This window comes from Sorangium sp. So ce426, from assembly GCF_051475585.1.
GTDB classification, from domain to species: Bacteria; Myxococcota_A; Polyangia; order Polyangiales; family Polyangiaceae; genus Sorangium; species Sorangium cellulosum_B.
The window spans coordinates 7756924-7776537 of sequence record NZ_CP150341.1; the positions used below are offsets into that span (position 1 = coordinate 7756924).

General features: G+C 71.9%; 12 protein-coding genes. 7 read left to right on the forward strand and 5 right to left on the reverse strand.

Annotated features, from left to right (window positions below):
• Positions 1–75: 75 nt before the first annotated feature.
• Positions 76–2031, reverse strand: a complete 1956-nt coding sequence (locus WMF44_RS28775) for a glycoside hydrolase family 9 protein (protein ID WP_437293250.1) — start codon at positions 2029–2031, stop codon at positions 76–78.
• A 197-nt stretch (positions 2032–2228) separates the two neighbouring features.
• Positions 2229–3128, reverse strand: a complete 900-nt coding sequence (locus WMF44_RS28780; RefSeq protein ID WP_437293251.1) for a 1,4-dihydroxy-2-naphthoyl-CoA synthase — start codon at positions 3126–3128, stop codon at positions 2229–2231.
• A 303-nt stretch (positions 3129–3431) separates the two neighbouring features.
• On the opposite strand from WMF44_RS28780, the gene WMF44_RS28785 reads away from it, so the two are divergent.
• The 5 genes from WMF44_RS28785 (at position 3432) to WMF44_RS28805 (ending at position 9287) form a co-directional block, all read left to right on the forward strand.
• Positions 3432–4661: a PAS domain-containing protein gene (locus tag WMF44_RS28785; protein WP_437293252.1), complete on the forward strand. Its 1230-nt coding sequence runs from the start codon at positions 3432–3434 to the stop codon at positions 4659–4661.
• 119 nt (positions 4662–4780) lie between these two features.
• Entirely contained in the window at positions 4781–5878 is a 1098-nt protein-coding gene (locus tag WMF44_RS28790) for a fibrinogen-like YCDxxxxGGGW domain-containing protein (protein WP_437293253.1), read from the forward strand.
• Positions 5879–5961: 83 nt separating this feature from the next.
• Positions 5962–6483 (forward strand): hypothetical protein, encoded by a 522-nt coding sequence (locus WMF44_RS28795; protein ID WP_437293254.1) that lies wholly within the window; start codon positions 5962–5964, stop codon positions 6481–6483.
• Between the two features lie 26 nt (positions 6484–6509).
• Positions 6510–7148 (forward strand): hypothetical protein, encoded by a 639-nt coding sequence (locus WMF44_RS28800; RefSeq protein ID WP_437293255.1) that lies wholly within the window; start codon positions 6510–6512, stop codon positions 7146–7148.
• A 93-nt stretch (positions 7149–7241) separates the two neighbouring features.
• The gene (locus WMF44_RS28805; protein WP_437293256.1) at positions 7242–9287 is read left to right on the forward strand and encodes a protein kinase domain-containing protein; all 2046 of its coding nucleotides are present in this window, start codon (positions 7242–7244) and stop codon (positions 9285–9287) included.
• Positions 9288–9338: 51 nt separating this feature from the next.
• Here the strand turns inward: WMF44_RS28805 and WMF44_RS28810 are convergent, their stop codons facing one another.
• Together WMF44_RS28810 and WMF44_RS28815 are read right to left on the reverse strand one after the other, a co-directional pair.
• On the reverse strand, positions 9339–10253 hold the full coding sequence (locus tag WMF44_RS28810) for a hypothetical protein (RefSeq protein ID WP_437293257.1): 915 nt from the start codon (positions 10251–10253) through the stop codon (positions 9339–9341).
• Between the two features lie 202 nt (positions 10254–10455).
• Positions 10456–14355, reverse strand: coding sequence for a serine/threonine-protein kinase (locus tag WMF44_RS28815; protein WP_437293258.1), 3900 nt, complete (start codon positions 14353–14355; stop codon positions 10456–10458).
• 205 nt (positions 14356–14560) lie between these two features.
• Here WMF44_RS28815 and WMF44_RS28820 point away from each other — a divergent pair, with 205 nt between their 5' ends.
• The gene (locus tag WMF44_RS28820) at positions 14561–16120 is read left to right on the forward strand and encodes a serine/threonine-protein kinase (protein WP_437293259.1); all 1560 of its coding nucleotides are present in this window, start codon (positions 14561–14563) and stop codon (positions 16118–16120) included.
• A 180-nt stretch (positions 16121–16300) separates the two neighbouring features.
• On the opposite strand, the gene WMF44_RS28825 is transcribed toward WMF44_RS28820, so the two are convergent.
• A complete protein-coding gene (locus tag WMF44_RS28825) occupies positions 16301–17359 on the reverse strand; it encodes a class I SAM-dependent methyltransferase (protein ID WP_437293260.1) in 1059 nt (352 codons plus the stop codon).
• A gap of 177 nt (positions 17360–17536) precedes the next feature.
• Here WMF44_RS28825 and cysS point away from each other — a divergent pair, with 177 nt between their 5' ends.
• Positions 17537–19075 (forward strand): cysteine--tRNA ligase, encoded by a 1539-nt coding sequence (gene cysS / locus WMF44_RS28830; protein ID WP_437293261.1) that lies wholly within the window; start codon positions 17537–17539, stop codon positions 19073–19075.
• Positions 19076–19614: the final 539 nt, after the last annotated feature.

A 19614-nucleotide genomic window follows, 5' to 3' on the forward strand; every position in this document is an offset into this window, starting at 1 on the left:
GTCCTTGGCGTCCTTGGCGGCTCAAAAGCCCCGACGTTCAGTCGACGTGCCTCACCGCCGCGCTCCGGATGAATGTCACTGGGCGCTCGCCTTGGCCTTCTCGTCCAGCCAGGCCACCGTCCACGCGAACGGGCTGTTCCAGTTGATCGTGATCTCGTTCGCCGACCACGCCTCGATGTGGTCGATGTAGCACTTCTGCGGGACGCACTTCGCGCGGTCGGCCGTCGCGTCGAGCGCCTCTTTCGCCACCGGATCCTCCAGCCCGGAGTTCGGCCCACCGGAGACCGCGCCGGGCGGAGCGGACGGGAACGACGCGTCCAGCTGGTGCGCCCAGAAGCGATGATGCGGGTTCTCGAGCGGGTTCTCGCCGTAGCCGGAGACATAGGACTTGTCCATCGGGTTGCGCCCGAGGAGGTAATCCGCGCCCGACGCCACGCCGTCGAAGTACTTTTGCTCGCCGGTGAAGTCGTGGGCGAGCGCCAGGACCAGCATGTTGTTGAGCACGAAGGAGTTGGAGCCCCAGGGATACCCTCTCTCGTTCGCCTTGAAGGGCACCCGGTAGCCCTCCGCCCCGATGACCTCGAGGTACTTGTCGGCGATGGCGACGAGCTTCGTCCGGGCCGCCTCACGCTCCGCCGCGGCGTGCTCGGCCTCGACAACGGCGAGCGAGATGGCGCCCAGCCCGTCGACCTGCCCCCACGTCATGGCGCTGAACGTGCCGTCCACGCCGCCGAGCTCCTGGCTGTACGGCGACGCCGCGAGCTCGGCCTGAACCGCGGCGTCCTCGGTGGTGAGGAAGAGCTCGGCGGCCGCCCAGTAGAACTCGTCGCTCAGCTCCGCGTCCCCGTAGCCGCCGCCGCCCACGACGCCGCTCTCGTCCGGCACGACCTTCGGGTTCGCCTTCGCCGCGGTCCACGCCCGCGTCGCGGCCTCGAGGCACCGGGCCGAAAACGTGGGATCGAGCTCGCGCCAGATGCGCGCGGCCTGGGCCGCGGTGGCGGCCAGGTTGAGCGTCGCCGCCGTGCTGACCGGGCGCAGGAAGCGCGGCTGCGGATCCTCGTGCGGCGGCAGCGGCAGGCCGGTCCACTCCAGGTCGTGGATCTTGTGGTGCACCATGCCCGCGCTGGCCTGGCCCTCCGGCACCTGCATCGCGAGCATGAACTCGATCTCCCACCGGGCCTCGTCGAGGAGGTCGGGGATCTGGTTCGCGTTCTCGGGGATCTTCAGCTTGCCGTCGCCGAAGTCGTCCGCCGTGGACCCGAGCGCGACGAAGCGCTCGTACTGGTTCAGCAACGTCCAGGCGGAGATACCGCCGTTGACCACATACTTGCCGTGGTCGCCGGCGTCGTACCACCCGCCGGTGACGTCGAGCGTGTACGTGCAGCCGATATCCGCGCCGCAAGGGGCCTCGTCCGGCAGGTGCCCCGCCGGGCGCGCGTGGTCGGGGCCGACGTACTGCTCCAGGATCTCGATGCCGGAGCGGTTGTGATAGAAGTACGCGAGCGCGTCGTACTTCATCTGAGAGTAGATGGTCGGGCCCACGTCGAACGGGTGGCTCGACACCTCCCCGACACGGAGGGTGTACCCCTCCCCGACGGTCGTGAAACCGCTGAAGTCGATGGTGTGCACGTGCTCGCCGGAGCTCGCGTCGTCGCCCACGACGCGGGTCGCCCCGCTGGCGACCACCGCGCCGCCGGCGTCGACGAGCTCCCACGCATGCGGCTCGTCGGCCGCGGCGACGACCGTGGCGACCTTGGCGGCGGCCGGCAGGTACCCGACCTGGTTGACGCGGATCAGCTCGGTGCCCGACGGCGGCACCGTCTCGATCGGCGCCTCGCCCCCCGTGCCGCCCGTGCCGCCCGCGCCGCCAGAAGCCCCCGCACCGCCAGCGCCGCCATCGCCGCCCGCGCCACCGGAAGCCCCCGCGCCACCGGAAGCCCCCGCGCCACCCGCGCCGTCCGAGGGGCTATCGTCGCCGCAGCCAACAGCGGTGAGGCCGCCCGCGAGCGCCAGAAGAAGAGACCCACCCAAACACAGCCAGGAACGCTCCCGACGAGCCGACTTCGCAGCAAAAGAACAAAGCATGATGCGTATCTCCAGGTGAAGTTGAAGCCGCGCGGCCAGGCGGCGCGCACGGAATCTTACAGCGCCGCCACCATCGATGAAGTGGATGTCGGTGTCAAGCGCGATGGTGGCCGCCTGGCGTGGGAGCGGGCGGCGCGCCCTTGTCAGTAGTGCCAGGGATAACGGGTGAAGTCCGGGCGGCGCTTCTCCAGGAAGGCGTCTCGACCCTCCTTCGCCTCCTCCGTGCCGTAGGCGAGCCGCGTCGCCTCGCCGGCGAAGAGCTGCTGTCCGACGAGCCCCTCGTCAGGCAGGTTGAAGCCGTACTTCAGCATCCGCATGGCGGTCGGGCTCTTCGAGTTGATGATCGCGCCCCACCGCAGCGCCTCCTCCTCGAGCTCCGCGTGAGGGACGACGGCGTTGACCATCCCCATCGCCGCCGCCTGCTCCGCCGTGTAATCGAGCCCGAGGAAGAAGATCTCCCGCGCCTTCTTCTGCCCGACCTGCCGCGCGAGCAGCGCCGAGCCATACCCGCTGTCGAAGCTCGCGACGTCCGGGTCCGTCTGCTTGAACATCGCGTGCTCGCGGCTCGCCAGCGTCATGTCGCAGACCACGTGGAGGCTGTGGCCGCCGCCCGCCGCCCAGCCGGGCACCACCGCGATGACGACCTTGGGCATGAACCGGATGAGCCGCTGCACCTCCAGGATGTGGAGCCGGCCGAGCCGCGCCGGGTCGGCCTGCCCCGCGCTCTCACCCTCGTATTTGTACCCGTCCTTCCCGCGGATGCGCTGATCGCCGCCGGAGCAGAACGCCCAGCCGCCGTCCTTCGGAGAAGGCCCGTTGCCGGTGATCAGCACACAACCCACGTCCGAGGTCGTGCGCGCGTGCTCGAGCGCTGTGTACAGCTCATCGACGGTGCGGGGACGAAACGCGTTGCGGACCTCGGGGCGGTTGAACGCGACGCGGACGGTGCCCTGGTCCACGGCGCGGTGATAGGTGAGATCCTCGAACGAGAACCCATCGACCTCGCGCCAGCGCGCCGGGTTGAAAATCGCAGAGACGGTCATGGTCCACTCCTTTGGGGCGCGGACCGTACTCGCCTCATCGTGGGCTGGCAACCTCGGCGACATGACAGTGGCGACCTCCGGGCGCGCGCGTGTTCGCCAGCCCAGGGCGTCCCTTCTGGCTCAGCCGGCCCTGCACGCCCGCTAACGAGCCTCCAGATACCCTTGACACAATTGCCGTTCTCGTGGACAAGCAGGCTTCGACGCGCGGTGGGGTCGACGTCGCGCCGCCTGGGGATTGCGCGTGCGCGCACTGGCCAGGCGGCGCGCGAGGCGCTCGCCGGCGTTCGGACAGGAGAATCGCTGATGGCGGGCGGCCTCGACGACGGGCGCGCGTCTGCCCGCGCGGGGGACGACATGGGCTTGAGCTATGAACGACTTTTCCAGGTCTCGTCAGGACTCCTCGCCACCGCGGACGCGCGTGGCTACTTCCATGATCTGAGCTCTGCCTGGGAGCAGACCCTCGGCTGGTCCCTCGACGAGCTCAGGGCCAGGCCCTACATCGAGCTCGTCCACCCCGACGACCGCGAGGCCACGCTCGCCGAGGCCACCGCGCTCTTCCAGGGTCGCGCGAACGGCCGGTTCGACAACCGTTATGTGTGCAAGGACGGCTCGTACCGCTGGCTCGGCTGGACCGCCCGGGTGGACATGGCCGAAGCGCCCTCCGAGCGCCTCATGGTCGCCACGGCGCTCGACCTGACGAGCGACCGGGAGCGGACGGAGCAGCTCACGCAGGCGATGGATCTGACCACGGTCTACGAGAAGCTGTTCCGGGTCTCCGTGGGCCTGCTCGTGACCCTGGACGCAGAGGGGTACTTCCGCCACGCCAACCCGGCCTGGGAGCGCACCCTCGGCTGGTCCCCCTCGGAGATGATCGCGAAGCCGTTCATCGAGTTCGTCCACCCCGACGACCGCGAGGCCACGCTCGCCGAGGCCGCCGCGCTCTTCCAGGGCCACACGACCATCAAGTTCGACAACCGGTACGCGTGCAAGGACGGCTCCTACAGGTGGCTCGCGTGGACCGCTCACCTGGACGCGGCCGAGGAGCCGTCGCGCCGCCTCGTCTATGGCACCGCCCACGACGTCACGCCGTACAGGGAGCTGCTCGACAGGCTCGAGCGGACGCTCGCGCGGCTCCGCGACACGATGCAGGCGATGTCGACGCCGCTCATCCCGATCACCGATCGCATCATGGTCATGCCCCTCGTGGGCCAGATGGACTCGGAGCGGATCGATCAGGTGATGTCGGCCGCGCTCGCTGGAGTCCAGTCCACCCAGGCTCAGGCGGTCATCCTCGACGTGACAGGGCTCAAGGAGATCGACACGCGGGTCGCCGCCGGCCTCGTCGACACGGCGAAGGCGCTCCAGCTGCTCGGCGCACGGACGATCCTGACCGGCATCCGGCCGGCGGTGGCGCAGACGCTCGTCGGGCTCTCGCTCGACCTGGCGGGCCTCCTGACCAAGAGCACGCTCCAGAGCGCCATCGCCTTTGCGCTGCAAAGCGACCAGGGCGCGCCACGGGCCCTCGCCCAATAAAGCGTCGGAAACGTGCCGACGCGCAGCGGCGGAGCAGCCGGCCGCGCGGGGCGGATGCGCGCGCCGGGGGGGCTGGTGTATAAGGCCGCGTGGCGTGTGTTCGTGTCCCCGGAGGTCGCATGTCGCTCGGCCAAGGTTCGGTCGCGGGAGCCTGCTGCGCGGCCATCGTGCTGCTCACCGCCGTGTCGGCCTGCTCGACCAGGGTGCGGAGGTTCGGAGACGGCGACGCCGGAGGCGGCGGGAGCGCCTCGGCGTCGAGCGCCGGCGGCGGCTCGGCCGGGAGCGCCGGCGAGGGCGGCTCTGCCTCGAGCGCGGGCGGCGGCTCTGCGTCGAGCGGCGGGGGCGGGTGCGAGCCCGGTCGCCAGGAGGCCTGTTACGGTGGTCCGCCGGCCACGTTGAACCGCGGAGCCTGCCGCGCCGGCATGAAGATCTGCGACGAGGAAGGGAACGGGTTCGGCCCGTGCGCCGGAGAGGTGCTGCCCGCCGCCGAGCGCTGCGACACCGCCGAGGACGAGGACTGCGACGGCGCGGTCAACGCGGGGTGCGCCTACGCCCGGTGCGCCGACGTCCCCCGCGGCCTGCCGAGCGGCGTGTACTCCCTCGATCTGGACGGGGCCGGGGGAGATCCGGAGTTCCCCGTGGTGTGCGATCTGGAGACGGACGGCGGAGGGTGGGCGCTCGTCTACAACAGCGTCGGTTCGGCGGAGGGAACGACGCTGTCGTTCTGGGAAATCCCGTACGCCCAGCGGCTCGGGACCAAGGGCGAACCGGCGCTCGAGCGGAACTTCTACAAGGGCTCCCTCTACCTCGTCGGCCGGGAGTACCGCGACGAGATCGCGGATATCGAGGGCACCGTCGCGGAGGTCATGCGGGCGACCGCCGAGGGCATCGACACGACGACCATGAAGCTCCTCCGCCCCCTGCACGTCTCCGGGGACGCCGACGTCTTCTTCTCCCATTTCCTCTCGGGGTGGTCGTCGGCCGATCACGACGGCGACACTGCCCCGGACAATAACTGCGCCATCGCAGCCCTGAACGTCACGCAGCACTACGCGCAGTGCTGGGAATACAACCTCGGCGCGGACGGGGACGTACCGTTCGACGACGGCGGCTGGGGTCCCCACCTCGGCACGCACATCGCGGATCAGGCCAGGCTCGCGAACGACAATACGCGGTATACCCGGGTGCGGCGAATCTCTCGCTGGACACGGTGGTGAGCCGGGCCCTCAGGCGTACCCCCGCGCGTACCTTCGCGGATTTCGTGACAATTTCCGGGAGGGTCGGGTATGCTCGCCCGGCCATGCGCTTCTATGCACTGACTTTTTTGACGCTCTTCGCGAGCCTCTGCCTGGCGAGCTGCTGGAACAACGGCGGCTGCGTCGAGGGCGACGCGTGCGAGTGCTCCCAGGGTGACGAGTGTTACCTGGGCTGCGACGGTGACGATTGCGACCAGCGCTGCTTCCAGATGAACCGCTGCGGCGCCGTCTGCGAGCACGGGTGCTCGTTCGAGTGCTTCGATGTCGACGAGTGCTCGGCTTCCTGCGGAGACGACTGCGATCTGCGGTGCCATAACACCACGGCGTGCGGGGCCATCTGCGACCGCGGCTGCCGGTACGAGTGCCACGACACGAGCCGGTGCGGCGTCAGCGTCGGCTCGGGCAGCGTCGTGACCTGCCGGAACGTGGCGACGTGCGAGGTCGAGTGCCGGGGCTCATGCGAGGTGTTCTGCGACAACGTGGGCGGCGAGTGCCGCGTCACCTGCCCCGGCGGCGAGGCTGCGGTCGTGTGCCCGAACGGCTCGCGCTCGTGCGGCGGATGCTGAGGAGACCGAGACCGATGCAGAGAGCGATGACATCGCAGCTTCGCGCGCCGCGCCTCATGGCCGCCGCGCTCTCGTTCGCGGCGCTGACGATCGGGTGGACCGAGGTCGGCGAGGCGCAGATGACGATCAAGCGCCCCGGCGATCGCCCCGACTACAAGGTCGAGCTGGAGCCGCACCTCCTCCTCACGCCGTTCGAGCCGCTCAGCGGCCCCGGCGCCGGGAACGGCCTCGGCGCCGGGATGCGCGCCACCATCGACATCGCGCCCGACGGCTTCATCAAGCGCATCAACGACTCGGTCGGGATAGGCTTTGGCCTTGACGGCGTCCACTACGGAGGGGACGCGGACTACCGCGGCGAGTGCACCCGCTTCGAGAACGGGCCCGCGGGCACGCGTATCTGCACCGAGGTCGACCGGTACGGGGCGCCCTCGAACTACGTGTTCGGCTCGGTCGTGATGCAGTGGAACTTCTGGCTCCACCGGAAGTGGTCGGTCTTCGGCGAGCCGGGGCTGTCGCTGTACCTCGGCGACGTGGGCCGCAACGGGGTCTTCGGGGTCGCACCGGCCCTGTTCGTCGGCGGGCGCTTCCACTTCACGGAGAAGGTGACGCTCACGATGCGGCTCGGATACCCCGCGTTCTCGCTGGGCGTCTCGTTCCTCCTGTGAATTTCGCGCGCTCGCGGACGCCCGCGTCGCGCGCCCCCGCGCCCCTCCTCACCGCTTCCCCGCGACGCCGGCCGACCTGATATCCTGCGCCGCATGCCGGAGACGCCGCGATCCGAAGAGACGCTCGGCTCGGCCTTCGTCGAGGAGGACCTCACGGTACCGAGGCTCGGCGCGCCGGCCGCGCAGCCCATGGAGGAGCTCTCGAGCTCGGCGCTCACCGAGGACATCGAGGCGATCGAGGCGGCCGCGGCCGGGGGCGCGAGCGGCGACCCGCTGATCGGGAGCCTGATCTCGGGGCGCTACCGCGTCGACGAGCTCATCGGGGAGGGCGGGATGGGCGCCGTCTACCGCGGCGAGCAGGTGCACCTCCGCAAGCAGGTCGCGATCAAGCTGCTCCGGCCCCTGGCCCGGCGGATGCCGGAGCTCGTGGTGCGGTTCGAGCGCGAGGCCGTCGCGGGAGCGCACATCCGGCATCCGAACGTCGTCGCGGCCATCGACTTCGGTCAGCTGGACGACGCGTCGTTCTTCCTGATCCTCGAGTACGTCGAGGGGACGCCGCTCAAGGAGGCGATCGCGGGGGGACGGCTGCCGCCCGCGCGGGCGCTCCGCATCGCGCGTCAGATCGCGTCGGCGCTCGCGGCGGCGCACGAGAAGGGCATCGTCCACCGCGACGTGAAGCCCCAGAACGTGCTGCTCGACGCGCACGATCAGGTCCGGCTCATCGATTTCGGGCTCGCGAAGGTGAACGTCGATCTCCTGTCCAGCCAGAGCCGCAAGACGGCGACGCCGAGCCCCGCCCTGACCAGCGCCGGCGAGGTCTTCGGCACGCTCGCGTACCTCGCGCCGGAGGCGCTGCGCGGGATGGACGCGGTGGACGCGCGCGCGGATCTGTACGCGCTCGGGCTCGTGCTCTACGAGATGCTCACCGGACTGCACCCCTTCGACACGAAGAACGTGGTCGAGCGGCTCAAGCAGCAGGGGCCGGGAGGGCCGCCGGCCCTCCGCGTGCGCGCTCCGGATCTGGAGGTGCCGTACGAGGTCCAGCAGGCCGTGATGCGGCTCATGGAACACGATCCGTCGTTCCGCTTCCAGACGGCGGCCGACGCCATCGCGGCGCTCGATGAGGGGCTCGCGGCGATCGCTCGTTCGGCGGCGCCGCCGGCGCCGGCAGGGGGCGGGATCGCCGCGGCTGGGCAGCCCCCGTCGGGCGGGAACAGCGCGGCGAGCGGGGCCGCCGTGGCGGGACCAGGCGCGAGCATCGCGGCGGGCGCGAGCACAGCGGCGGGCGGGGCCGCCGCGCTGGCCGCGAAGGCGGCGCCCAGGGAGCAGGCGCCGTCGGCCTGGCCGGGGCCCCGGGCGACCTTGCTCGCGCGCGCGCACCGCGGGCCCACGGCCTCGGCGCGCTGGGTGCCCCTCGCGGCGGCGCTCTCGGCCCTGGCGGCGCTCGCGCTCGGCGTCGCGCTCTGGCGCGTCGTCCGGCGGCCCGCGGCGACCACGGAGGCGTCGGCCGTCGCCTCCGTCGAGCCCCCGCCGGCGCCGGCGGCGCCGCCCCCTCCCGCGTCGGCGAGCGCGGCGCCCGAGGACGACGCCCGCGGCGCCCCGAGCCCGCGCGCGCAGCTCAGCCGGGCGGTGGCGACCAGGAACTGGGTGCTCGGAGCGCGGTCGCTGCTGGCCCTCGCCGAGGCCGATCCGGAGCTCGCCCTGAGCAGGGGCCTGCGCGAAGAGGTGCTCTCCACCGTGGCGGGCATCGGGTTCGAGGAAGACAACCCGTTGGCGGACGAGGTCTTCGACCTGCTCACGAAACGGCTCGGCAGCGGCGGCCTGGACGTGCTGCTCGACCTCGTGCGCGCGCGCGGAGGCACCAAGGCGGCCCGGCGCGCCAGCGAGATCCTCGCCCGGCCCGAGGTGATGGCGCGGGCGACCCCCGCGCTCCGCGTCCTCTTCGCGTTCCGCAAGGCCAGCTGCGGCGGCAAGCGGGCGCTCTTCGGCCGCGCCGCGACCGAGGGCGACGAGCGCATGCTCTTCGAGCTCCAGGTGCTGCACGGCGCGCGGTGCAGGCGGAACGATCCGTGCTGCTTCCGCGACGACAAGGCGATCGCCGACGCGATTCAGCAGCTGAAGACGCGCCTCGGGACGTGACCGGCGCGCGGCGCGCCTCCTTTCAGCCGGGCGCCGCCGCGGCGGCGCCGCTCAGAGCAGGCCGCAGCCCTTGTAGAGCGGCAGGAGATCGCTGTCGCGCACCTCGCTCCGGATCGTCTCCGAGTAGCTCGGCCCGAGCAGCGACCCCAGGAGCGGCCCGAGCAGCGGCAGCGTGTGGCACGTCTGGTTGCCGGAGGCGTCCTCCAGGCAGGTCAGGTCGCAGAGCCCCAGGAAGGCGATACCGCACGTCGGCACGTGGCCGCAGAGCCGCTCCAGCGAGAGGAGGCTGAGATCGAGCGGGCAGCTCAGCGAGAGCGCCGAGAGCTGCCCGGTGAGATCGGGATCGATGCAGGCATACCCGGCGATGGCCCCGGAGAGGAACGCGTTCCCGTACATCGTGGCGTCGTTGACGACGAACTCCGTGTAGGGCTCCTCCTTCAAGGGGCCATCGAGGGCCGGATGGTTGCCCTGCAGCAAGATATCCACATGTTCGCCGGTGCCGTTCAGGTGCTGAAAGATGCACGCCGAGACCCAGCGCTGCTCCGAGGGGGTGAGAGCACGCTCGGTCCATTCCGGCGCGAACCCGAAGGAGCCGTGGAACTCACGGCCGTCCGGACCGTAGACGACCTGGTCGGAGGCCAGCGCGCAGCGCACGGTGTAGTCGAGCACGCTCTTTCCGCCGGAGGTGTCGAGCAGCGCCGTCGGGACCACGACGTCGTCGGCGTCGGCGAGCGCGCCCTGGCCGAGCGCGCGGAACGCCGTGCGGTTCGCCGGCGCCCAGAAATCCCTGGGGCGCAGGCCGTTGCATCCGATGGGCACCGCCGTGCGCCGTATTGGCAGCTCCGCCGTCTCGACGGGGTCGGCGTCGGACGGGGCGTCGGGGTCGGTATCCGACGAGGCGGCGCATCCCGCCGTGAACACACCGGCGCCAAGGAGACCAACCGCGATGAAACGGGTCGATGACATTCAGCTCTCCTCCGAGGTGGTCGCGCAGCCAGGCACGGGGCCAGGTTCAGACATCGACCAGCAATATCGATCTTTCTTAAATTGGCAGTCTCCCATCGTCGATGAAGACGCGCAATGCTGAAAATCGGTATACGGCGGTTGTGTGAAAGTACGGACTCGCCTGAGCACGACGCGGAATAAACCCTATCGCGACAGGCTCCCATCAGTCCGGCACGGGTGGATGAGCGTCCGGAGCCCGCGTTCTCTCCGCCTCCGCCTCCGCCAACCCGCGCTCCAGCTCGACGAAGCGGGACAGCCAGAGGGGGCTCTCGCCGCGGTGCTCCCGCGCGCTCGCGAGCGCCTCCTCCGCCTCGCGCGCGTGTCCGCGACGGAGCGCCATGCGAGCACGCCAGTAAAGGAACATCAGCGTCTGCTCGGCGATCGACTGGTCTTTCACCAGCCGGATCGCCTCGTCCCACGCGAGAGGCGACGGAGGCGCCGGCCGGAGCCCGATCTCCGAGAGCACGAGCTCGAGCAAGCCGTACTCCGTGAGGTCGCCCGGCTCGAGGGCGCAGGATCGCTGGATCCACTCGACGAGCTGGCTGGCCTGCTCGTACTCGTCGAGCGCGAGGTGGATCTGCGCGAGCAGCATCGCCGTCTGGGGCATCGGGCGCTCGGAGGCCTGCTCTTCCAGCCACCGGGCGCGCCGCAGGAGCGCGAGCGCCTCGCGCTGCCTGTCGCTCCAGTGGAGCAGCACGGCGACGTTGTACGACGCCATCTTCTCCAGCCACGGATTGCCGATCTCGCGCGCGAGATCGACGGCGCGGCGCAGGTCGCCGATCGCGCCCGGCAGCGACCACCGCCAGGCCCACAGCGCGATGCGGTTGATGTACGCCCCGCAGAGGTGAAACCGATCGCCGGCCGCCGTGACCAGGGCGATCAGGTCCTCGGAGGCGCGCTCGGCCTCGTCGCGGCGACCCGCGCTCGCGAGCTGGAACGACAGCATGATCAGGGCAGGGACGCGCGCGTCGTAGTCTCCCGACGCCGCGGCGCGATCGGCGCACGCGGTGAGCTCCGCGATGGCCTCCTCGGTCCTCCCCCGCCGCCACGCGGTGCGGGCCTCGGCGACCCGGAGGCGCAGCGCGAGCTCGGGAGAGCCCTGCGCGCGCGCGTGCGTGTCGACCAGCGGCCGCGCCTCCTCCACCCGGCGCGCCGAGGCCTCGAACTCGAAGGCCCAGTCGAGCACGGTCGCGTCCTCGAGCAGGAGGCCCGCCCTCGCCTGCGCGTCGCCGAGCGCCTCGGCCAGCGCGAGCGCGTCGCCGAAATCGCCGCGCGCCTCCCGGACGCGGCACATCCGGTACCGGCTCCTGCCGCGGCCCGCGAGCGCGCGCGCGCGCCGGGGCGCGTCGCCCGGCTCGGCGATCTGGAGCGCGGCGTCGTAGCGCCGGTCCGCCTCGACGGCGTCGTGCCGCGCGGACGCGAGATCGCCGAGCGCGAGGTGGGCGTCGGCCGCCTCGGCGCGCTCGCCGCACACGGCCGCGTGGCGCGCGAGCGCGCGGAGGCCGCCGGTCGAGCCGGCCGCCACCTGCGCCCGCCAGTACGCGAGGGCGCTCCGGTGGATCGCGGCGCGGTGCGCCGGGTCGAGCATCTCGTAGACCGCCTCCTGGAGGACCGCGTTCTGGAACGCGTGCCGGTCGTCCACGCCGCCGCCGCGGCCCTGGCCGTCGCGCAGCAGGATCCGCCGCTCGACCAGGGCCGCGAGCCCGAAGCCCGCGTCGACCATCGCTCCGGCGCCGCCCGCGCGCTCCAGGCCGTCCAGCACCGCCTCGAGCTCGGCGCGATCGAACGACATGCCGAGCGCCGAGCAGACCCGGGCGCACGTCGCGAGCTCCGGCGGCAGATCGTCGAGCCTCTGCGCCGCGAGCCATTGCCACGCCGGCGCGGGCGGCAGCGCCTCGATCTCCGCGGTCGCCACGTACGAGCCGCCGCCGGCGCGCCGGCGCACGACGCCCGCCCGCTTGAGCGACCGGACGATCTGCCGCAAGCAATCCGGGTTGCCGCCCGCCCAGTCGGCCAGTCGGCGGAGGATCTCCGCCGGCGGGTACTCGGCCGGCAAGAGCAGGCGCGCGGCGAGATCCATCGCCGCCTCCTCGGCGAGGGGCGCGAGCGTCACGCGGGTGTGGCGCTGGTTGCGCTGGCCCCAGCTGGGGCGGGCCTGCTCGAAGCGAGGGCGCGCGGCCACGACCACCCAGAGGGGGGTGCCCTCGCCGTCGAGCGTGGCGTACTCGAGCGCGTCGAGCAGCACGTCGTCCGCCTGGTCGGCGTCGTCGAGGATCACGGCGAGGGGGCCGCGGCGCGCCCCGCGGCGGAGCGCCTCGGCGAGCGCCAGCATCAGGCCGTTGCGGGCCTCCCTGGACAGGCGCCCCCCGCGGGGCCCGGCCCAGCCGAGCGCCGCGGCGACGGCCTCCCACGTCGCGCCGCCGAGCGTCTCGCCGAGCCGCTCCACGCAGAACTGCCGCGGGTCTCCGGGGCTCACCCTCGGCGCGTCGAGCGCGACGGAGAGGAGCGCGCGCACGGCCTGCGCGGCGCCGCCGTGGATGGGGTGGAGCGCGCGCGCGGCCACCACGCGCACGTCCGGGACCGGCACGCCGGCGATGCTGGCCGCCTCGGCCGCGAGGCGCGTCTTGCCCAGACCGGCGTCGCCGATGAGCGTGAACAGGCCGGGGCACGTCCCGTCGAAGGCGTCGGTCGCGCTGGCCGCGAGCGCCGAGAGCACGTCGTCGCGGCCGAGCAGCGCCGGCTCGCGCAGGCTCTCCGGGTCGTCCGGCGGCGTGGGGGCGAGCTCGTCGTCGGGCAGCGCGCGCTCGAACTCCTCGGTCATCACGAGCCCGCCCCAGGGCTCGGCCGGCAACCACGCCTCGGGGCGCTCGACCGGCGCGCCGTAGGCGGCGTGCAGCCCGCCGGCGATCCTGCGCAGGCGCACGCTGGCGAGGTGCAGCGCCACGCGCACGCCGCCGCTCAGCGCAAGATCGCGCGCCGCGGCCAGCGCCGCGCGGGCCGGATCGTCGACGTCCCGCGCGGAGAACACGGCGAGGCAGCGCTGCCCCCGCTGCCGCGCGACGAACCCCCGGCGGCCGCCGATCGCCGCGATCACCGGCCCCGCGCCGCCCTCCGCGAAGAGCAGCGCGACCGGCTGCCGCCCCTCGGCGACGGCCGCCGCGGCGCCGTCGTCCTGCCGCTGCGATCGCGGCGCGGACGGAGGCGGGATCGAGTCGGCGCGAGGCCGCGCGCGCAGGGCGTGCAGGGTGAGCCGGAGCGCGGCGGCGCTGTCCGGGCGGCGGCTCGGGTCCTTGGCGAGGCAGGCGAGCGTCAGCGCCTCCAGCCCCTCGGGGACGTCCACGAAATCGCTCGGGCGCGGGGGGCGCAGCGCCAGGTGGCCGTGCTCGACGGCCGTCTCGCCGCCGACGAACGGCGGGCGCAGGGTGAGCAGCTCGAACAGGATCACGCCGAACGCATAGATGTCCGCGCGCGCGTCGATCCGCGCGGCGTCGCCCCGCAGCTGCTCCGGAGCCATGTACTCCGGCGTCCCCACGATGTCGCCGGCGCGCGTCACGCCGGCGGACACCGCCGGCGGCTCGCCGCCATCGGCGAGCCGCGCCAGACCGAGATCGAGCAGCGCCGCGCGCCCGCTCGAGCCGAGGAGGAAGAGGTTCTCCGGCTTGAGATCGCGATGCATGACGCCGCGCGCGTGCGCCGCCTCGATCACAGCGAGGATCGCGTCCGCGCGCCCCGCGGCGAGCTCCGGATCGAGCGGCGCGCGCAGCGCCGAAAGCTCCTCGGCGAGGGTCTGGCCGAAGAGCCTCTCCATCACGAGATAGGGCTGCCCCCCGGGGAGCTCGCCGCGAGCGACGAGCCGCGGGGCGTGCGGCGCGCCGACGCGCTCGAGCAGCGCGGCCTCCCGCCGGAACCGCTCGCGCAGGTTCCACGCCGCGTGCCTCCCTACCTTGATGGCGACCGGCGATCCATCGCAGTCCTGCTGAGCGGCCCAGACGTCGGAGAAGCCGCCGTGACCGAGCGGACCGAGCAGCGAGAAGCCCTCTATCTCGGGCGCCGCGCGCGCCACGATGTCAAGCTCACCGGGCGGGGGGATAAAGCCATCTCTGACGCACGGAGCGTCAGCGGCGAGCCGCCCGTGACATACGGAGCAACGGTGCATGATTCGGTTGCTTGCCGGCAGCCGGGGGTCGCATTCGATACCGGCTTACGCGTACTGTAATGTGCGGGCTCAGCAGTTGTCATTGAGGAAGTAAGCGGCTGTCGCATATCCCATGAAGAACCCTGGCCAGAACGATGAGCCGTTCCCCGCCGCGCCGCCGGCCGGCGCCCCCGCGACGGGCGAGCCGCCGATCGTCACGTCGCGGACATGCAAACAACGCACGCCCGACACGCGCGATCGCGAGGGCGTGGGTCCTGGCGCCCCGCGCGCCGCGGCGCTGCGGGCAGGCGAGTACCTCCTCGACGGCGTCATCGCCGAGGGTGGGTTCGGCGTCGTGCACCGCGCGGTGCACGCGACGAGCGGGGCGCCGGCGGCGGTCAAGATCATGCACGCCGACCTGATCTCGCGCGCCGACGTGGTGCTCCGCTTCCAGCGCGAGGTGGACGCGATCGGGCGGATCCGGCACCCGAGCGTCGTGGAGATCCTCGACGTCGGGCAGCTCGACGACGGGCGCCCCTACTATGTGATGGAGCTCCTCCAGGGCAAGAGCCTCGAGCAGCACCTGTTCGCGCGCGGCCGGCTCCCGGCGGACGAGGCGCTCGCGATCCTCGATCCGCTCTGCAGCGCGCTCGCCGCGGTCCACGCGCTCGGGATCATCCACCGCGACGTGAAGCCCTCGAACGTGATCCTGTGCGAGCACGGCGGAGAGCTCAGGGTGGTGCTGCTCGACTTCGGGATCGCGAAGCTGCTCGGCGCGACGGATCTCTCGCTCACGTCGTCGCGGCACGTCGTGGGGACCCCGGCGTTCATGTCGCCCGAGCAGCTCCTCAACCGGCCTGTCGACATGCGGACCGACGTCTACGCGCTCGGCGCGCTGCTCTACACGATGATCGCGGGATCCACGCCGTTCCTGGCGACGACGTACCCGGTGCTGCGCCACCTGCACCTGCACCAGGCGCCGCCCCGCCCGAGCCTGCACGCGCCGGTCGACCCGGCGTTCGACGATATCGTCGTGCGGGCCATGAGCAAGGATCCCGCCGGCCGCCACCCGGACGTCGCCGCGTTCCTGGGCGACGTGCGGGCCGCGACGGCGCGGATCGCGCGGACCGGCGCCGTGGAGGCGGGGCACATCCGGCGCCTCGCCATCGGGCTGCTCGTCGAGGTCCTCGCCGAGAGCCGCGCGCTCGAGGCCCCCACCGACGCCTTCCTGGCCGAGCTCGAGGCCGTGGTCCCGGACACCGTGGCCGCGCTGGCGCGCTCGGGGTTCTCGCCGCTCGCGATCACGAGCACCAGCGTGCTGCTCGCGGCGCCCTTCCGGCGCGGCGAGCGCGGCACGCCGGAGGAAGAGGCGCGCCACCGCGCGATCGCGGCCGCCGTCGCGCTGCACACGCGGCTCGCCGTGCCGGGCCAGCGCGATCCCGGGATCAGCGTCCGCTTCTGCCTCCACGCGGGCGACGTGGTGCTCACCGAGGACGGCGCCCTGGTGGGCGGGAACCTCCTCGAGCTCTCCTCGTGCCTCCCGGAGACGGCGGAGCCAGGCGTGTACGCGTCGCCGGCGATGCTCGATGGCGTCGCCTTCCTGTCCCACCGGGTCTCGGGGGCCGCCGGCGCCACGATCCCGATGCGCCGCGTGTTCGTGAGGCCGCCGGGCCGCGCCGCGGCCCCCGCCTAGAGCGGTTTCCGCCCACCTCCGCGAGATCGAGATGCAGAGCAGAGCGGCGGTCTCCCGCACAGGAGACGGGCCCAGATCGGCGTTTTCGGCGCGCAAGCGCACTCCTGTGCGCTGAGCACCGAAAACGTCGAGGTGGGCCCGTATCCGAAGCGGGCGACCGTCGCTCTAGCGCGGGATGGGTCAGCGGGCGGGCTTGACGAACTTGAGGGTCATGCGGTCGCTCTCGCCGATCGCGGCGTAGTGCGCGCGGTCCTTGTCGCCGAGCCGGAAGTTCGGCGGCAAGGTCCAGACCCCTTCCGGGTAGTCTTTCGTGTCCTTCGGATTCGCGTTGATCTCGGACTTGCCGCCGAGCTTGAAGCCCGCCGACTCGACCTTCTGGATCACCCACGCTTCCGGGAGGTATCCCTGCTTCGCGCTCTCATCGGGGTTGGCGTCGGGCTTCGCCCGGTGCGCCACGAGACCGAAGACGCCGCCCGGCTTGAGCGCCTTGAACGCCTCGGCGACGTAGGCGTCGAACTTGCCGTTCCGGTGCCAGCCGTGCGCCTCGCGAATGGCGATGACGAGGTCGGCCTTGCCCTCGATCCCGAGCTTCGGGCTGTCGCGATCGATCACGACGACATCGACCTTGCCGAACAGCTCGGGCGACTTGTCGATCAGGCGCTTCACGCGCTTGCCATAGAGCGTGCTCCGCGAGTCCGCGGGGCCGTTCGGATCGAGCGACGTGATGATGAGCTTGCCCTTCTTCGCGAGCACCGGCGCGAGCAGCTCGGTGTACCAGCCCTCGCCGGCCCCGAGCTCGATGACCGTGCTCGTCGGCTTGAGGCCGAAGAACTCCAGGTTCTCGACCGGGTGCCGGGCGGCGTCGCGCTCGGCGTTGCCCGGGGCGCGGTGCTTCCCCTTGAGCGCCGCCCGCAGCGCGGCGCCCGCGCTCGGGTAGTTGGCCGCAATGAGCGCCTTGACCTCGGCCTTGAGCGCGTCGTCGAACCGCGCCGCCTCCTTGTCGGCCTTGGCCTCCATGGCCTTCATGTCCTCGGCGAGCTTGGCGAGCTCCGCCTGCTTCTTCTCGGCTTCCGGGTCCGCCTTGGGCGGCGCCGCCGCCTCGGGCTGCGCGGCCGGCGGCGCCTGCGTGGGGGCCGGCGGCGGGGGCGGCGGGGCGCTCTCGACGGGCGGCGGGCTCCCCGCGCAGGCGGAGAGCGCGCCAGCGAGGACGAACAGCAAGGTCCTTGAAGTGATGTGCATGCGCGGCTGCGTAGACCGGAGGCAGGACGGCCGCAAGACGTGGCGTGACGTGGCGAGACGTGGCGAGACACCGCGAAACCACAGGGAAAACCGGCGAGGTTCCGCGTTGACCGGGCGGCGGGGCCAGGGTAGCGTACGCGGCCCCGGGGGGAGCTCGCACACTCACGCAGGTGGCCGATGCCGCTCAAGGTTCATAACACGCTCACGAGGAAGAAGGAGCCTTTCGTCTCCGCCCGGCCGAAGGTCGTGCGCATCTACACGTGCGGTCTCACGGTCTACGCCCCGATGCACATCGGCCATGCGCGCACGTACTGCTTCTGGGACGTCTTCCGCCGCTACCTCGAGTACCGCGGCTATCACGTGCTGAGCATCATCAACTACACGGACATCGACGATCGCATCATGCAGCGCGCGTGCGAGCGCGAGGGTGCCGTCGACGTCGCCGAGCGGAACATCGCGGCGTTCCGGCGCGACTGCCGCAAGCTGCACATCAAGGACTACGCCGTCTACACGCGCGCCACCGACTTCGTCGACGAGCAGGTCGACATGGCGAAGCGCCTGATCGAGAAGGGCCACGCCTACACGGTGAACGGCGAGGTCTTCTACGAGGTCGGCACGTGGGCGTCCTACGGTGAGCTCTCGGGGCGCAAGGTCGACGAGCAGGAGGTCGGGGCGAGCGGCCGCGTCGAGGAGGACTTCGCTCGGAAGCGGCACCCGGCGGACTTCAGCCTCTGGAAGCCGACAGGCGCGGGCCAGCCGAGCTGGCGCACCGGCGAGGAGGGGTGGCCGACCGGGCGCCCCGGCTGGCACATCGAGTGCTCGGCGATGAGCACGGCGCTCCTTGGCGACCATTTCGACGTCCACGGGGGCGGCATCGACAACATGTTCCCTCATCACGAGAACGAGATCGCGCAGAGCGAGCCGCTCTGCGGGCGGCCCTGGGTGCGCTACTGGCTGCACCCGGAGCACCTCGATCTCAAGGACATGAAGATGTCGAAGAGCCTGGGGAACGTCATCTCCGTCGAGGAGCTCCTGTCGAGGCACGGGCACGACGAGGCGCGGTGGTTCTTCGTCACGCAGCATTACCGTTGCAAGCTCCCGTTCGGCTGGGAGCTGCTGCAGCAGTCCGCTCAGGGCTATGCGCGCATCAAGAAGCTCGCGACGGTCCTCGCCGAGAAGCTGAGCGGCGCGACGGAGGCCCCCCTCGCCCCGGGCGCGTACGCGTCGCAGCGACCCGAGGAAGAGCGGTTCCCGAGGATGCGCCACCACTACGTTCACGGCCAGTTCGGGGAGCTCACCGAGCGGTTCATCGCGCGCTTCATCGAGGCGATGGATGACGATCTGAACACGCCGAACGCCGTGGCTGCATTTTTCGATTACGTGAGCGCGCTCTATTCGGCGAGGATCGAGCAATGTGAGGACCGCCCCTCGCTGCTCGCGGTCTACCGGGCCATCGTGCGTCACCTCGCGGTGTTCGGGGTGGAGATCGCCGAGCCGGCGCTCTATCCGGAGCTCGTTCCGGACTACGCGCTCGCCCCTGCCGAGGGCGCCGCTGGGCGCGGGGGTGACGCCGCGATCGACCGGCTGATCGCGATGCGCCAGGAGGCTCGGAAGGCGAAGGACTTCGCCAAGGCGGACGCCATCCGCAACCTGCTGACCGAGGCAGGTGTCGTGCTCGAAGATACCCCCCAGGGCCCCCGCTGGTCCTCCTCCTGAGGAGCTCTCCCGCTTCGGATACGGGCCCATCTCGACGTTTTCGGTGCTCGGCGTACCAGAGTACGCCTCCGCGCCGAAAACGCCGATCTGGGCCCGTCTCCTGTGCGGGAGAGCTCCGCTAACGCTTGTATCAGAGCTCGGAGAAAGAGCGGAGAGGATCGCGCGGCGGAAACCTGCCGGGGGCGGCGGAGGGCGCAAGCTGGAGACGGCTGCAGCCCACCTCCTTATAGAGAGATGTCGGCATAGCGCGACGGCGGCGCGGCGCGATGCATTGAGATGGTGGCGCGATGCGTGGAGGAGGCGGCGCGGCGCGGCATATAGAAGCGGCGCAATGGATGGCCGCTAGACGGCGGGGCTGCGGCCGGGACGAAGTGCGACGGGCGTGCGGCTGCGAGAAGGAACCTTGTTGTCTCCCTTTGCCGCGCTCCGCCGCGCACCATTCGGACGCGTCGGAAGCGTGCTTGTTTGATCTCGAGCCCCCGCCTGGGGCCGCAAAATGGGTGTGCCAGATGTGCCAGTGTCGGAGTCCGCCGACATGC

Bases quoted from the DNA above. Each gene is read 5' to 3' on its own strand.
- WMF44_RS28780 (WP_437293251.1), bottom strand. From the start codon at position 3,128: ATGACCGTCTCTGCGATTTTCAACCCGGCGCGCTGGCGCGAGGTCGAT.
- WMF44_RS28785 (WP_437293252.1), top strand. From the start codon at position 3,432: ATGGCGGGCGGCCTCGACGACGGGCGCGCGTCTGCCCGCGCGGGGGAC.
- WMF44_RS28790 (WP_437293253.1), top strand. From the start codon at position 4,781: ATGTCGCTCGGCCAAGGTTCGGTCGCGGGAGCCTGCTGCGCGGCCATC.
- WMF44_RS28795 (WP_437293254.1), top strand. From the start codon at position 5,962: ATGCGCTTCTATGCACTGACTTTTTTGACGCTCTTCGCGAGCCTCTGC.
- WMF44_RS28800 (WP_437293255.1), top strand. From the start codon at position 6,510: ATGACATCGCAGCTTCGCGCGCCGCGCCTCATGGCCGCCGCGCTCTCG.
- WMF44_RS28805 (WP_437293256.1), top strand. From the start codon at position 7,242: ATGCCGGAGACGCCGCGATCCGAAGAGACGCTCGGCTCGGCCTTCGTC.
- WMF44_RS28810 (WP_437293257.1), bottom strand. From the start codon at position 10,253: ATGTCATCGACCCGTTTCATCGCGGTTGGTCTCCTTGGCGCCGGTGTG.
- WMF44_RS28820 (WP_437293259.1), top strand. From the start codon at position 14,561: ATGAAGAACCCTGGCCAGAACGATGAGCCGTTCCCCGCCGCGCCGCCG.
- WMF44_RS28825 (WP_437293260.1), bottom strand. From the start codon at position 17,359: ATGCACATCACTTCAAGGACCTTGCTGTTCGTCCTCGCTGGCGCGCTC.
- cysS (WP_437293261.1), top strand. From the start codon at position 17,537: ATGCCGCTCAAGGTTCATAACACGCTCACGAGGAAGAAGGAGCCTTTC.